This is a genomic window from Frigidibacter sp. RF13, from assembly GCF_026626305.1.
Classification (GTDB): Bacteria; Pseudomonadota; Alphaproteobacteria; order Rhodobacterales; family Rhodobacteraceae; genus TMP-24.
On the sequence record NZ_JAPNUE010000001.1, the window covers coordinates 499,286 to 513,328 of the forward strand.

Consider the following 14,043-nt stretch of genomic DNA (forward strand, 5'->3'; position numbering starts at 1 on the left):
AGAGAACATTTCAATCAAATTCTTCCGATAGTCTCTGCGCTCTTCCTTAAGAACTGGTTTACGGCTTGCCTCGGCGCCGGGCGCGCGGCAGAAGACCCGAGAAGGGGTGCTTCATGCTGATTTTCTGGAAAGAACGGCTGGTTCTGCTTGCCACGCCCAAGACCGGCTCGACCTCGATCGAGACAGCGCTTGAGCAAATGGCGCATGTGGCGATCCGCCGCCCGCCGGAACTGAAACACCTGTCGGCCCCGGCCTATCACGACCATATGGGGCCGATGCTGGAGCAGGCGGCGGGCGAGCGGTTCACCACCGTGGCGCTGATGCGCGAGCCGATAGACTGGCTTGGCAGCTGGTGGCGATACCGGCAGCGCGACGATATCCGCGACATGCCGCGCTCGACCTCGGGCCTGAGTTTCGAGGAGGCGGTCCTGTCACATCTCGACGACCGTGCGGGCGGGCCGATGAATGTGGGCTCGCAGGGGCAATTCCTCGGGCTGCGCGGTGGAAACGCGCCGGTCGATCGGGTCTTCCGCTATGAGGAGATCGACCGTTTCGTGCACTTCCTCGAAGACCGTCTAGGGTGCGAGCTGATCCTGCCGCGTCTGAATGTTTCGCCGAAGGGCAAGACCGATCTGACGCCCGCCACGCTGGCGCGGCTCAAGACAAAACTGGCCCGGGACTACGATTTCTACAATGGGCTGATCTGACCGGCTGGCGGCCTCACTGCATCTGGCTCTGAACCGTGGCAGTCAGTTCGGACAACGAGAAGGGTTTGGGCAGGAAGATCGCATTGTCGATTTTTTCCCGATCCTCGGTCAGCGCCTCCTCCGAATAGCCTGAAACGAAAACGACGCGGGTGTTTGGCCGATCCTTGAGCGCCTGCCTGACCCAGGTCGGTCCGTCGAGACCGGGCATGATCACATCGGTGACGAAGACATCGACGGCGAGCGTGGCATCGGCAAGAATCCTCAGCGCCTCTTCGGCATTTTCCGCCTCGATCACTGTGAAGCCGCGCATCTTCAGCGCGCGGGCCGCGAAGGCGCGCACCGGTGCCTCGTCCTCGACCAGAAGCACCACCCCCTGTCCGGCAGGCACGGCCCGGCGGATGGGCGCGGGCGGCTCCGCCTCCACCTGCTCCGCGTCGCCACGCTGATAGGCGGGGAAGAAAAGCGCAAACGTCGTGCCTTCGCCGAGGATCGAATCGCAGAATATATAGCCGCCGGACTGTTTCACGATCCCGTAGGCGGTCGACAGGCCAAGGCCCGTGCCCTCGCCCGGGCGCTTCGTCGTGAAGAAGGGCTCGAAAATCTTCTCGATCTTGTCGGGCGCGATGCCAGTGCCCTGATCGGCGACGCGAACCATGACGTAATCGCCCGCCGGAACCGTGGCGCGGTCCCGCTTGAGGTCTGAGGCGAGTCGTACATTTTCAGTCGAAATCAGGATGCGGCCCCCGTCGGGCATTGCGTCGCGGGCATTGACCACGAGGTTCATGATCACCTGCTCCAGCTGCCGCCTGTCGGCGCGGATCGGGCAAAGCTCGGGCTCGTGCTGCAGGATCAGTTCCACGCGTTCGCCCACCAGCCGGTTCAGAAGATGGGTCAGATCGGACATCGTGTCGCGCAGGTCGATGACGGCGGGTTTCAGCGTCTGCTTGCGCGAGAAGGCCAGAAGCTGGCCGACGAGAGAGGCAGCGCGATTGGCATTCTGATTGATCTGGATAAGGTCTGCGAAATCCGGATCTGACTTGTCATGGCGCAGCAGCAAGAGGTCGCAATGACCCGAGATCGCGGTCAGAAGATTGTTGAAATCATGCGCTACCCCGCCCGCAAGCTGGCCGATCGCCTGCATCTTCTGGCTTTGCACGAACTGCGCCTCGAGTGTCTTCAGTTGCGTTGCGTCCGACAGGATCGCCATCAGGCCGGTACGGCCGTCCTCATAGACGCGCGACAGCATCACCTGCAGGTAGGTGTCTTCCGCAACACCACGCAGCCTGAGCACTTCGGGTCGGTTCTCGGCCCGTCCGCTCATCGCGTCATGCAGCCAGTCGGCAACCGGTCGGCCGAGTCCTTCCAGAATATCCGAAAGTGCGGCGCCCGGCTCCTGCTCGCCGATAAGGCCGCGGGCGGCACGGTTCGCCTCCCGCAGCTCCCCCCGCGCGCTGAGCCGTAGCAGAGCAACCGGCAGCCGGTCGAACGCGGTCGGGTCATGGGCGCCGGTCGGATTGCCCTTGGTCGGCAGGAAATAGATCTCGCGCCGCCCGCCCTGCCCCTCAACCTCGGCCACCAGTGCGTTCACCGGGCCGTCGACGCCGGAAATCTCGTTCTCCTCGCCCGGGCGGATCGGCAGGTCGGTAAAGATCCGGTCGAGCGTCTTGACCCGTTCGCCGGTGATGCGTCGCAAAGCCTCGTTCATGAAAAGGATCGTGCCGGTCTTCGACACGGTCAGCATTGGCAAGCTGATCGATTCCGCGCCGCGCCCGCCGGTCGCGCGTTCGGCCATATCCTCAAGCCGCCATAGAAAGCCCTGCGCGCCGATGCGGTGCACCGACAGCCTCACATGGCCGCGCCGTGTCACCAGATCCTCGCGCGCCGCACCATGGCCTTCGGCACGGTTCTGCAGGCGAAAGAGAACGGCGGCGGGATTGGCGAAGATCTCCGACAGCGCCCGGGCGAGCGTTTCTCCCTCGCGCGGGCCGAACCGGTCGAGCGCGGCGCGGTTGAGATATTGCAGCTGGCCTTCGCCATCCGTGGTGAAACTCGGCGCAGCATCGAGCGCCACGAAAGTAGCGAGATGGCGGTAGAGCTGCCCATCCACGCGCTTGCGCTTCAACGCGACCAGCGCCACGACGACCGCAAGCGCCGCGAGCGTGCCCGCGAGGGCGAAGACCGCAGGTTCGATCCGCCCGACCGGCAAAAGAAAGCCCGCTGCCGCCAGCATCCCGGCCGCAAGTGCCAAATAAAGGCCGTGCGGCGCCAGCGTTCCCGCTGTCTTGATCACCGGATGTTCAGTCAGGGCAGGATCCGACACATCGCCCCCGGGGAATGAGATTCGTTTAAGGCATTCCGACCCCGAAATGCTTAAGCGGCAATTAACCTGCGAAATGACAACCTGTGATTGTGTACTTTTCGCGACCGACTCGCGTCAAGACCGGGCGAGCACCGCTAGGTAAAAGCCGTCGCCGCCTTCCGTGGGCAGGAACCGGCGTTCATGCTTGAGCGTAAAGCCATCATGAGCGCCGAGGAAGCCAGCGACGACCGCGTCGTTTTCCGCGCCGAGAAGCGAGCAGGTCATATAGGCGAGCGTGCCGCCGGGGCGAATGTACTCGGCAGCCATCGCCAAGATGCTTTTCTGCAGGCTGGCCAGTTCACCGAGCCGCTCTGGCGTGAGCAGCCACTTCGACTGTGGCGTGCGCCGCCAGGTGCCAGACCCCGAACAGGGGGCGTCGACAAGTACGAGGTCGTAAGCGCCCGGTTTCAGCGCGGCGCTGTCCACCAGTCTTATGTCCGCGCCCGCGCGCTTCGCTCGTAGAGGCAGATCGCGCATCCGGCCAGGGTTCGCATCATGGGCGTCGATCCGTCCGCCCGTCCGCGCAGCCATGGCGAGCGCCTTGCCGCCGCCACCCGCGCAATAGTCGAGAACTTTCATGCCGCGTTCCAGCGGAAGGTCGGCGACGGCCGACTGCGAGGACAGGTCCTGCAGCTCGACAAACCCTTGAAGATAGGCGTGCGAGCCATTGATCTTGTTTGACTTTCCGACAACTTCAAGGGTCGTTCTACAGGTGGGAGCCTCGCGGCATTCCACCCCGTCGGCGGCCAGAAGCGACATCGCGTTGGCCCGCGTCCCGCGCGCCATGTTCACCCGTAGGAAGACCGGCGCGCGTTCGCGCATCGCCGCCAGCACCGGATCGAACGCCTGCCCGAGCGTGCTGCGGAGTGGAGCGTCAAGCCAGTCAGGATAATCGAGCCGCACTGCGTCGCGCAGCTTTCCGGCGGGCGCCGCCAGAGCCGCCCTTTCGGCGTCATCAATCGCTGACGGACCATGCGGCAGATCGGCGAAAAGCGCGTCACGCGCGTCGGGGTCGGCGAGCGCGATCATCAGCGCCCGGCCCGTAGGTTCCGCTGCCCCGGCCCGCGCGGCCAGGCTTCGCTGGCAGCGCAGCGCGTCATAGACGAGGTCGCGCACCGCCGCCCGGTCGCCCGACCCCGCATAGCGAGAGGCGCGCGCCCAGAGCGTCAGTGCGCGCTCGGCCGGTTCGCCCGCGAGGATACGGTCAAGAAGCTCGATCGCTGTCTGGACACGCGCGGCGGGGGTCATGCGCCCTCTCCCGCCGTCACATCACGCGGTAGTTCGGGCTTTCGCGGGTGATCTGCACGTCATGGACATGGCTTTCCTTCAGCCCCGCACCGGTGATCCGCACAAACTGGCAGTTCTGACGCATCTCTGCCACCGTCCGATTACCGGTATATCCCATGGCCGCGCGCAGGCCACCGACCAGCTGATGGATCACCGCGCCCGCCGAGCCCTTGTAGGGTACTTGCCCTTCGATCCCCTCGGGCACCAGCTTGTCCGACGCCGCATCCTTCTGGAAATAGCGGTCGGCCGAGCCGCGCGCCATGGCGCCGAGTGATCCCATGCCGCGATAGGATTTGAACGACCGGCCGTTCCACAGGATCACCTCGCCCGGGCTTTCGTCGGTGCCCGCGATGGCCGAACCCACCATCGCGCAGGACGCGCCCGCCGCAATCGCCTTGGCGAAATCGCCGGAATATTTGATGCCGCCGTCGGCAATGACCGGAATTTCGCCCGCCGCGCCCGCGGCATCCATGATCGCCGTCAATTGCGGCACGCCCACGCCCGCCACGATCCGCGTGGTGCAGATCGAACCGGGGCCGATCCCCACCTTCACCGCATCGGCGCCCGCGCCGATGAGCGCCCGCGTCGCCTCTGCCGTGGCGACATTGCCCGCCACGACCTGCACCGCGTTCGAGAGTTTCTTGATCCGCTCCACCGCCTTGGCGACGCCCTCGGAATGGCCGTGCGCCGTGTCGATGACCACCATGTCGACGCCTGCGTCGATCAGCGCCTGGCTGCGCTCGAAGCCGGCGTCGCCCACGGTCGAGGCGGCGGCTACCCGCAGGCGGCCGAGATCGTCCTTGCAGGCATGGGGGTTCAGCACGCTCTTTTCCGTATCCTTCAGCGTCAGCAGGCCGGTCAGCTTCCCTTGCCCGTCGGTCACCAAGAGCTTTTCGATCCGCCGCGCCTTCATCAGGCTTATCGCCTGATCGCGGTCGACAGGTTCCTTCAGCACCGCGAGATTGTCGGCGCTCATCATCACGCGGACCGGCGTCTTGTCGTCGGAGGCGAAGCGCATGTCGCGGTTGGTCACGATGCCCACAACGCGACCCGCCTCGTCCACCACCGGAAAACCGGTGATATTGTAGCGCTCCATCAGCACCTTCGCGTCAGCGAGCGTCTGGTCGGGCGTGAGCGTGATCGGCGCATAGACGACGCCGGATTCGAACCGCTTCACCCGGCTTACCTCGCGCGCCTGCGCTTCGGGATCGAGGTTGCGGTGAATGACGCCGATGCCGCCCGCCTGCGCCATGGCGATAGCCATCCGCGCCTCGGTCACCGTGTCCATCGCCGAAGACAGAAGCGGGATGTTCATGCGGATCGAGCGGGTTACGAATGTCGCCGTATCTGCGTCCGAGGGCAGGACGCTCGATGCCGCAGGCACCAGAAGCACATCGTCAAAGGTGAGAGCCTCGCGAATCTGCATGGGATATCTCCATCGGCACGTTCGTTTGGCGCTTCGCTCTTTCATGCCCGCCGGTGGAGCGCAAGGGCTAATGCGCCCATGCCACCCTTGCCCTTCCGGGCGGCTCATGCTCTGTCTGCCGTCGGGGAAGGAAGAGGCGGATATGCGCGTTGCGGTGATCGAGAATACCGAAGTGTCTCACCTCGGGCAGGTTGGTGTTGCTTTGCGAGAGGCGGATGCAGAGATCCAGACCTACCGTGCCTGGGCAGGCGAGGCATTGCCCGACGGCAGCTATCACGATGCGATCGTGGTGCTTGGTGGCGAGCAGAACGCGCGGGCCGACAAGACCCATCCCTATCTGCCCGATCTTGCACGGCTGATGCGGCGGATGGGTCAGGCCGACAAGGCGGTTCTGGGCATCTGCCTCGGCAGCCAGCTTTTGGCGCGTGCCTGGGGTGGGCGCAATCTGCTCGGCATCGCGCCCGAGTTCGGGTGGCAGCAGGTTCGGCTGACCAAGGACGGGATCAAGGATCCGGTCCTGTCGGTGATCAAGGGCGATTTTCCGATCTTCCAATGGCACCGGGACACGTTCACCCTGCCCGACGGAGCGGTGCGGCTTGCGCGCAACCGCGCGGCGGCGAACCAATGTTTCCGCATTGGCCGGGCAAGCTATGGCATGCAGTTTCATTTCGAGGCGAGCCGCAAGGTCGTCGAAGACTGGAACTCCGACTTCCCCGATACCGTCGAACGAATCCGGCCCGGTTGGCTCTCCGATTATCCGCGATTTGCGGCCGAACATGGGCCAAGGGCCGACGCAGCAGGCCTCGCCATCGCCCGCGCCTGGGTCGCCCTCATCTGAGGTCAGGCAATCGCGGCGTTGGTCTTCACCGCGAGCTGACCTCCGAGCCAGAGCCGTCCGATCCGGTAGGCGATGGCCAGATTGATCCCGGTCGCCGCCGCCAGCAGCAGAAGCCCCGGCACAGTCCAAGCCGTACCGACAAGAAGCCAAAGGCTGGCTGTCGCTGCAAACGGAAAGGTGAAGGCGGCCCAAAGCGCGGAAAAGCCGCTTTGCAGAGTCGCTCTTAGCGACGGAAGCAGCAGCACCAGAACCAGCGCGGCAAGCACCGCGGCACCAAGGGCGATGTCCGAGTGACCCAGGATCTTGGCGGTACTGCCCGAGACGGAGATCGCCGCGAGATGCAGCGCGAGGAGCGGGCGCAAGGGCGCTGGCATGGCCCGCTTCATCAGATCAACCGCGCCCCAGAGGCCGATCAACAGGCCGACGGCGGTGAACAGGTAGAAGAGAAGGTCTGCCAGCGGATGCAGCCCGAGGCTCGCGGCCGCAAGTGCGCCCACGATCGGCGAGGTGAAATAGAGCTGCCCGGCCGGGGAGTAGCGACGCGCCTCCCGCGGTGAGGTCACTATATAACGCAGGATCAGGCCGATGATCGGCACATGGAGCGCGAGGCCGAGATAGAAGACCGCTACGGCCGCGACAGGATGCCACGCGCCTGCAAGCGTGGCGGTCAAATAGAGCGATCCGCACAGCGCCGAAAGCCCGAGCCTACCCGGCAGGACGGTGATATCGTCGGCCAGTACCGATAGGCGGCGCATGAGCTTTGCAGCATAAGCCACCAATGCGACAAGGAATATGAAGATCGCACCCCCGGCGATCAGATCGGCGAGGGGTGCCGCGCCCTCGATCAATGCACCGGCACGGCGCCAGGCGAGCGCGAGCCCCAGAAGACCGAGGATCGCCGGAAAGACTGCAGGCGGCGTCCGGCGGGCGAAGCCTTTCGGCGTGGGCGTCGGGGCGACGAATCTCATATCTGTCTCCTTGCGGCAGCCGATCATAGCCGCTCTGCCAGCGCGCAGAACCGCAAACGCGGGCCTGCGACCCTTCACCGCGCGTGCGGCCGGTTTCGGGATGGACAATCCCCGCCCCGCAACCGACTGTCGGCGCGTACCCAGACGGAGCCGTTTGTGACCCCGGACCATCGCCCCATCGCCGCCGCACTCTGGATGGGCGGTTCGATCACTGGCTTCTGCCTCGTCGCTGTGGCAGGCCGCGCGCTCAGCACCGGGCTCGATACGTTCGAGATCATGTTCTACCGCTCGGTCGTCGGCGTCATTCTGGTGGTCGCTCTGGCGCTTGCCACACGCCAGACCGAAGCCTTGCGCCCCCGGCACCTGCAGACGCATGTCTTGCGCAACCTCTTCCATTTCGCCGGACAGAACCTGTGGCTTTATGCGCTGACGCTCATTCCCCTCGCCCAGCTTTTTGCGCTGGAATTTTCCTACCCGATCCTCGTGGCGCTCAGCGCACCCTTCTTTCTGGGCGAACGGCTGCCGCCCCGGCGCCTCGTCGCGGCGGCGATCGGGTTCGCGGGCATCCTGATCGTGGCGCGGCCGTTCGGGGGCGCCGGCCTGTCGATCGGCCTCATGGCGGCGCTGTTGTGCGCTGTGGGCTTCGCCGGTGCTGCCGTCATCACCAAGAAACTGACGCGCGTGACGAGCGTTCTGGCGATCCTTTTCTGGCTGACTGTCACCCAGACGCTCTTCGGCCTTGTGGGTGCGGCCTTCGGCGGCGGACCTGCCTGGCCCGCGCCGCCGCTTTGGCCCTGGATCCTTGCCATCGGCCTCGGCGGGCTTGGCGCGCATCTGAGCCTGACGAAGGCCCTCTCTCTCGCCCCGGCGTCCCTCGTGACCCCGCTCGACTTTCTGCGCCTGCCGCTCATCGGCGTCGTCGGCATGGTCTGGTACAGCGAACCCCTTGATATCTGGGTGTTTGTCGGCGGTGCGATCATCTTTGCCGCGAATTGGCTCAATATCTTGTCGGACACCCCCCACTCGCGCCCCGCATAGTGCGAGAATGTCGCATCGTCCCGATCACGTTTTCGCGACGCAACGTCATTCGTTGACCGCTGCGCAGAGCGGGGCCTACGTTCCTGTATGAGAGGAACAAACTCATGGGGATGAGTGAAATGGAACGTATTCTGTTGACGGCAAGCGTCATCGCCATGGGCGCGAGCGGCGCATTCGCCGGTGGCATCGACCGGTCGGGTCAGTCCGTTGCGGTGATCTTCGAGAACGGCAACTATGCCGAATTCAGCCTTGGCAACGTAAACCCCTCGGTCTCGGGCCAGGCGCTCGCGATCCCGGCTCCGGGCCTGAACGGTGCGCTTTCGGGCGATATGGCGGCGAGCTACACGCAGTTCAGCGGCGCGATCAAATACAAGTTTTCCGACAACCTCGACGGCGCGCTGATCTTCGACCAGCCCTATGGCGCCAACGTGGATTACCCGGCAGGTACCGCATATTACGCGACCGGCTCGACCGCGACGCTGAAGACGACGGCGATCACCGGCGTCCTGCAGTACACGATGCCCTCGAACGTCAGCGTCTATGGCGGTTTGCGCTATGAGACGATGTCGGCCGAAGCCTCGATCCCATTTGTTGCCGGCTACACTGCGACCGGTTCGAAGGATGGCGCGCTCGGCTATCTCGTCGGTATCGCCTATGAAAAGCCCGAGATCGCGCTGCGCGTAGCGCTGACCTACAATTCGAAGATCAAGCACGAGATCGATACGGCGGAGGCCTCGCTCTTCGGACCGCTGAACACGGTTACGGAAGTGAACTCGCCCAAGTCGGTCAATCTCGAATTCCAGTCGGGCGTCGCCAAGGACACGCTGGTCTTCGGCTCGATCCGCTGGGTCGACTGGTCGAACTTCGACATCTCGCCGACGCAGTACGGCGTCCTGACCAGCGGCGGGTCGCTCGTGTCCTATGACAATGACACAATCAGCTATTCGCTTGGCGTCGGCCGCAAGTTCAACGAACATTGGTCGGCCGCGCTGACGCTCGGCTATGAGAAGCAGGACGGTGGCATCGCCTCGAACCTGGGCCCGACCGACGGCTACAAGAGCATCGGCCTTGGCGCGACCTACACGCAGGACAATATGAAAATCTCGGCCGGCGTGCGCTATGTCGATATCGGCGATGCGCAGGTGCAGCTTGGCCCGGTCTCGCCCTCGGCGAACTTCACCGACAACCATGCGGTCGGCTTCGGCATGCGGGTCGGCTTCAGCTTCTGATCCGGCGTCAGTCCTTTCGGAAAGGCCCTGCTATTCGCAGGGCCTTTTTCGTTTCGGATCAATCTCGCAAGAATCCGGGTGAATCTTACCGCCCGACCGGCTAAGGGGATGGGGGGATATTCAGACGGAACGGCGATGATCTATCAGTCCGCGAAAGAATGGCAGGCGGCGAGCCGCAAGCGCGTGCTGCTCTTTGGCATGTCGGGGCTCGGCAAGACCCATATTTCCAACCTGCTGCGCGGTGCGGGCGACTGGTTTCACTATTCTGTCGATTACCGGATCGGCACGCGCTACATGGGCGAGCATATCGCCGACAATTTCAAGCGCGAGGCGATGAAGGTGCCGCTGTTGCGGGAACTTTTGATGTCGGATTCGGTCCATATCACCTCGAACATCACCTTCAACAATCTGGCGCCCCTCTCCACCTATCTCGGCAAGCCCGGCGATCCCGCGAAAGGCGGCGTGCCCTTTGCCGAATATCTGCGGCGGCAGGAACAGCACCGGGTGGCCGAGGTCGCGGCGCTTCTCGATACGCCCACCTTCATCGAGCGCGCCGAGGGGCTTTACGGCTATGCGAATTTCGTCTGCGATTCCGGCGGCTCGATCTGCGAGGTCGTCGACCCCGATGATCCATCTGATCCGGTGCTGAAGGCGCTTGAGGGCAACCTGCTTCTCGTCTGGATAGAGGGCAGCGAGGCACATCGGGACGAACTGATCCGCCGCTTCGACCGGGCGCCGAAACCGATCTACTATCAACCCGATTTCCTGAAAGGCCTCTGGGCGGACTACCTGAAGGCCGAAGGTAAGTCCGAGGCTCAGGTCGACCCCGACGCCTTCCTGCGCTTCGGCTACGCGCGCCTTCTCGACCATCGCCAGCCGCGCTACCGCGCCATGGCGCGGCGGGGCGTAACTGTCACGGCAGAGGAGGTGGCGCGTGTGACCAGCCCTGCTGCTTTCACCAATCTGATCGCAGCCGCCCTTGAGCGTCGCGGCCCTACGGCATAGATCAACCTGCAAAGGAGCGTCTCATGCCGATCACCCTGCCCGAAAACCTGCCTGCCTTCGATGTCCTGTCGCAGGAAGGCGTGATGGTCATGTCGCCTGACCGGGCGAGCCATCAGGACATCCGGCCACTTCGGATCGGGCTTCTGAACCTGATGCCGAAGAAGATCCAGACGGAAAATCAGTTCGCCCGGCTGATCGGTGCAACGCCCCTGCAGATCGACTTCCAGCTGATCCGCATGACCGAGCACGAGACGAAGAATACTGCGGCTGAACATATGGCGGCCTTCTACCGGCCCTTCGCCGAGGTCGCAGCCTCGGGCGAAAAGTTCGACGGGCTGATCATCACCGGTGCACCGATCGAACATCTGCCGTTCGAGGAGGTGACTTACTGGGACGAGCTTCGCCAGGTGATGGACTGGACACAGAGCCATGTCCATTCGACCTTCGGCGTCTGCTGGGGCGGCATGGCGATGATCTATCATTTCCACCGCGTCAGGAAGCACATGCTTGACCACAAGGCCTTCGGCTGCTTCCGCCACCAGAACCGCCTGCCCGCCTCGCCTTACCTGCGTGGCTTTTCGGACGATTTCGTCATCCCCGTCAGCCGCTGGACCGAGATGAAGCAGGCTGAAATCGACGCGGCGCCCGGTCTGAGGACGCTCCTTGGCTCGGATGAGGTCGGACCGTGTCTGGTCGAGGATCCGGGCCACCGCGCACTCTATATCTTCAACCATTTCGAGTATGACAGTGGTACCTTGAAAGAGGAATATGACCGCGACGTCTCGAACGGCACGCCGATCAATGTGCCGATGAACTACTACCCCGATGACGATCCGGCACGTCAGCCCATGAACCGCTGGCGCAGCCATGCGCATCTGCTCTATGGCAACTGGGTGAACGAGATTTACCAGACGACGCCCTTCGATCTTTCCGAGATCGGCAAGAAGGGCTGAAGCCCGGCAAGGCGGGCAACCTCCTCGGACATTGCATGTCTCGTCGGCCTGCCCGCGCGAGGCGCGCACGAAGTGCTTCGACGAGCTGCGGCGCAAAGAACAAGGCCCGGACGGTACCGTCCGGGCCTTTAAATTCGTCCCAGTCGGGTTCAGCGCCCGGTGGTAGCCTCTTTCTTCGCATCCGCATGGATCAGCAGCGGCCGAGCGCCTTCGGTCTCGACCGCTTCTTGATTGACCACGACTTCCTGCACCGAACCCATGCCCGGCAGTTCGAACATCGTGTCCAAGAGGATATCTTCCATGATCGAACGCAGGCCCCGCGCGCCGGTCTTGCGCTTGATCGCACGTTTGGCGATCGCGGTCAGCGCATCGGGCGTGAAGGTCAGTTTCACCCCCTCGATGTCGAACAGCCGCTGATATTGCTTGACCAGCGCATTCTTCGGCTCCGTCAGGATCGTGACCAGCGCATCCTCGTCAAGGTCTTCGAGCGTTGCCAGCACCGGCAGACGGCCGACGAACTCCGGGATCAGGCCGAACTTCAGCAGATCCTCAGGCTCAAGCTCCTTGAACAATTCGCCTACGCCACGGGAATCCGGGTCCTTCACGTCGGCGCCGAAGCCGATGCCCGAACCCTTGCCACGCTGGGCGATGATCTTTTCAAGCCCGGCAAAGGCGCCGCCGCAGATGAAGAGGATGTTGGTCGTGTCGACCTGCAGGAATTCCTGTTGCGGATGCTTCCGGCCGCCCTGCGGCGGCACCGAAGCGACCGTGCCTTCCATGATCTTCAGAAGCGCCTGCTGCACGCCCTCGCCCGAGACATCGCGGGTGATCGACGGGTTGTCGGACTTCCGGGTGATCTTGTCGACCTCGTCGATATAGACGATGCCGCGCTGCGCGCGTTCGACGTTGTATTCGGACGCCTGCAAGAGCTTCAGGATGATGTTTTCCACATCCTCGCCGACATAGCCCGCTTCGGTCAGGGTCGTCGCATCCGCCATGGTGAAGGGCACATCGAGGATGCGTGCCAGCGTCTGTGCGAGCAGCGTCTTGCCGCAGCCTGTCGGGCCGATCAGCAGGATGTTCGATTTCGCCAGCTCGATATCAGAGGACTTCGCCGCATGATTCAGGCGTTTGTAGTGGTTATGGACCGCAACCGACAGCACGCGCTTGGCGTGCTGCTGGCCAATCACATAATCGTCCAGCACCTTGCAAATCTCGCGCGGTGTCGGCACGCCGTCATGCGATTTCAGACCCGTGGTCTTCGTCTCTTCACGGATGATATCCATGCAGAGCTCGACGCATTCGTCGCAGATGAAGACCGTAGGACCGGCGATCAGCTTTCTGACCTCATGCTGGCTCTTGCCGCAGAACGAGCAGTAAAGGGTGTTCTTGCTGTCGCTGCCTGAATTGTTCGCCATCCGTCACCTCTGCGGCCTGCCCCCGGCCATTAGCGCTCATTTAGAGCCGCCCTTTTCGGCAAGATTAGGGCAGCAACCGGACCATCACAACGTCTAATTGCCCGGCCACACATTCTTGTGGCCGGGCGTTACATTCAGTCCTCGACCTTCGGTCGGCTTTCGAGAATCTCGTCGATCAGCCCCCAGTCCTTAGCGTCTTCGGCCGACATGAAATTATCGCGCTCCAGCGCCGCCTCGACCTTCTTGATCGGGTTGCCGGTATGCTTGACATAGATCTGGTTCAGCCGGTCCTTCAGCTTCTGCGTTTCCTGGGCGTGGATCATGATGTCCGTCGCCTGGCCCTGATAGCCGCCCGAGGGCTGGTGGACCATGATCCGGCTGTTTGGCAGCGAGAAGCGCATGCCTTTCTCGCCCGCGGTCAGCAGCAGCGAGCCCATCGAGGCTGCCTGCCCGATGACAAGCGTCGAGACCTTGGGCTTGATGTACTGCATCGTGTCGTAGATCGACAGGCCCGAAGTCACCACACCGCCCGGGCTGTTGATATACATGGCGATTTCCTTCGAGGGATTTTCCGCCTCAAGGAACAGAAGCTGGGCGCAGATCAGCGTCGACATGCCGTCATGGACGGGACCTGCGAGGAAGATGATCCGCTCCTTCAAGAGCCGCGAATAGATGTCATAGGCCCGTTCGCCGCGCGAGGTCTGCTCGACCACCATCGGCACAAGGGTGTTCATATAGAGATCGTACGGGTCTTTCATCGTCTGCCGCCTCGCGCTCAATCCGGTGTCTAGTCTTATGGGCCTTTGCTTACACAA

General features: G+C 63.5%; 12 protein-coding genes and 1 pseudogene. 7 read left to right on the forward strand and 6 right to left on the reverse strand.

Annotated features, from left to right (window positions below):
- Positions 1–113: 113 nt before the first annotated feature.
- Positions 114–707, forward strand: coding sequence for a hypothetical protein (locus OU426_RS02385; protein WP_267632245.1), 594 nt, complete (start codon positions 114–116; stop codon positions 705–707).
- Between the two features lie 13 nt (positions 708–720).
- On the opposite strand, the gene OU426_RS02390 is transcribed toward OU426_RS02385, so the two are convergent.
- The 3 genes from OU426_RS02390 to guaB form a co-directional block, all read right to left on the reverse strand.
- Positions 721–2,937: an ATP-binding protein gene (locus OU426_RS02390; RefSeq protein WP_267632897.1), complete on the reverse strand. Its 2,217-nt coding sequence runs from the start codon at positions 2,935–2,937 to the stop codon at positions 721–723.
- 204 nt (positions 2,938–3,141) lie between these two features.
- Entirely contained in the window at positions 3,142–4,314 is a 1,173-nt protein-coding gene (locus OU426_RS02395; protein WP_267632246.1) for an RsmB/NOP family class I SAM-dependent RNA methyltransferase, read from the reverse strand.
- Positions 4,315–4,330: 16 nt separating this feature from the next.
- Positions 4,331–5,779 (reverse strand): IMP dehydrogenase, encoded by a 1,449-nt coding sequence (gene guaB / locus OU426_RS02400; protein ID WP_267632247.1) that lies wholly within the window; start codon positions 5,777–5,779, stop codon positions 4,331–4,333.
- A gap of 142 nt (positions 5,780–5,921) precedes the next feature.
- On the opposite strand from guaB, the gene OU426_RS02405 reads away from it, so the two are divergent.
- Complete coding sequence (locus OU426_RS02405; protein WP_267632248.1) at positions 5,922–6,617, forward strand: type 1 glutamine amidotransferase; 696 nt, start codon at positions 5,922–5,924, stop codon at positions 6,615–6,617.
- Positions 6,618–6,619: 2 nt separating this feature from the next.
- On the opposite strand, the gene OU426_RS02410 is transcribed toward OU426_RS02405, so the two are convergent.
- Positions 6,620–7,585, reverse strand: a complete 966-nt coding sequence (locus tag OU426_RS02410) for an SLAC1 family transporter (protein ID WP_267632249.1) — start codon at positions 7,583–7,585, stop codon at positions 6,620–6,622.
- A gap of 156 nt (positions 7,586–7,741) precedes the next feature.
- Between OU426_RS02410 and OU426_RS02415 the strand changes: the two genes are divergently transcribed.
- The 5 genes and pseudogenes from OU426_RS02415 (at position 7,742) to metA (ending at position 11,810) form a co-directional block, all read left to right on the forward strand.
- A complete protein-coding gene (locus OU426_RS02415; protein ID WP_267632250.1) occupies positions 7,742–8,623 on the forward strand; it encodes a DMT family transporter in 882 nt (293 codons plus the stop codon).
- Between the two features lie 119 nt (positions 8,624–8,742).
- Positions 8,743–9,852 carry an OmpP1/FadL family transporter gene (locus OU426_RS02420; RefSeq protein ID WP_267632251.1) on the forward strand — a complete coding sequence of 370 codons (1,110 nt, stop codon included), beginning with the start codon at positions 8,743–8,745 and terminating at the stop codon, positions 9,850–9,852.
- A 135-nt stretch (positions 9,853–9,987) separates the two neighbouring features.
- Entirely contained in the window at positions 9,988–10,857 is an 870-nt protein-coding gene (locus OU426_RS02425) for an ATPase (protein WP_267632252.1), read from the forward strand.
- Positions 10,832–10,918 (forward strand): annotated as a pseudogene (locus tag OU426_RS18140) (hypothetical protein); the annotation flags it as partial. The gene OU426_RS02425 and the pseudogene OU426_RS18140, both read left to right, overlap by 26 nt.
- Positions 10,881–11,810, forward strand: coding sequence for a homoserine O-acetyltransferase MetA (gene metA / locus OU426_RS02430; protein ID WP_267632253.1), 930 nt, complete (start codon positions 10,881–10,883; stop codon positions 11,808–11,810). The pseudogene OU426_RS18140 and the gene metA, both read left to right, overlap by 38 nt.
- Positions 11,811–11,959: 149 nt before the next feature.
- Here the strand turns inward: metA and clpX are convergent, their stop codons facing one another.
- A complete protein-coding gene (gene clpX, locus OU426_RS02435) occupies positions 11,960–13,228 on the reverse strand; it encodes an ATP-dependent Clp protease ATP-binding subunit ClpX (protein ID WP_267632254.1) in 1,269 nt (422 codons plus the stop codon).
- A gap of 134 nt (positions 13,229–13,362) precedes the next feature.
- On the reverse strand, positions 13,363–13,986 hold the full coding sequence (locus tag OU426_RS02440) for an ATP-dependent Clp protease proteolytic subunit (protein ID WP_267632255.1): 624 nt from the start codon (positions 13,984–13,986) through the stop codon (positions 13,363–13,365).
- Positions 13,987–14,043 lie beyond the last annotated feature (57 nt).

Bases quoted from the DNA above. Each gene is read 5' to 3' on its own strand.
- OU426_RS02440 (WP_267632255.1), bottom strand. From the start codon at position 13,986: ATGAAAGACCCGTACGATCTCTATATGAACACCCTTGTGCCGATGGTG.
- OU426_RS02405 (WP_267632248.1), top strand. From the start codon at position 5,922: ATGCGCGTTGCGGTGATCGAGAATACCGAAGTGTCTCACCTCGGGCAG.
- OU426_RS02390 (WP_267632897.1), bottom strand. From the start codon at position 2,937: ATGCTGGCGGCAGCGGGCTTTCTTTTGCCGGTCGGGCGGATCGAACCT.
- OU426_RS02425 (WP_267632252.1), top strand. From the start codon at position 9,988: ATGATCTATCAGTCCGCGAAAGAATGGCAGGCGGCGAGCCGCAAGCGC.
- guaB (WP_267632247.1), bottom strand. From the start codon at position 5,779: ATGCAGATTCGCGAGGCTCTCACCTTTGACGATGTGCTTCTGGTGCCT.
- clpX (WP_267632254.1), bottom strand. From the start codon at position 13,228: ATGGCGAACAATTCAGGCAGCGACAGCAAGAACACCCTTTACTGCTCG.
- OU426_RS02410 (WP_267632249.1), bottom strand. From the start codon at position 7,585: ATGAGATTCGTCGCCCCGACGCCCACGCCGAAAGGCTTCGCCCGCCGG.
- OU426_RS02385 (WP_267632245.1), top strand. From the start codon at position 114: ATGCTGATTTTCTGGAAAGAACGGCTGGTTCTGCTTGCCACGCCCAAG.
- metA (WP_267632253.1), top strand. From the start codon at position 10,881: ATGCCGATCACCCTGCCCGAAAACCTGCCTGCCTTCGATGTCCTGTCG.
- OU426_RS02395 (WP_267632246.1), bottom strand. From the start codon at position 4,314: ATGACCCCCGCCGCGCGTGTCCAGACAGCGATCGAGCTTCTTGACCGT.
- OU426_RS02420 (WP_267632251.1), top strand. From the start codon at position 8,743: ATGGAACGTATTCTGTTGACGGCAAGCGTCATCGCCATGGGCGCGAGC.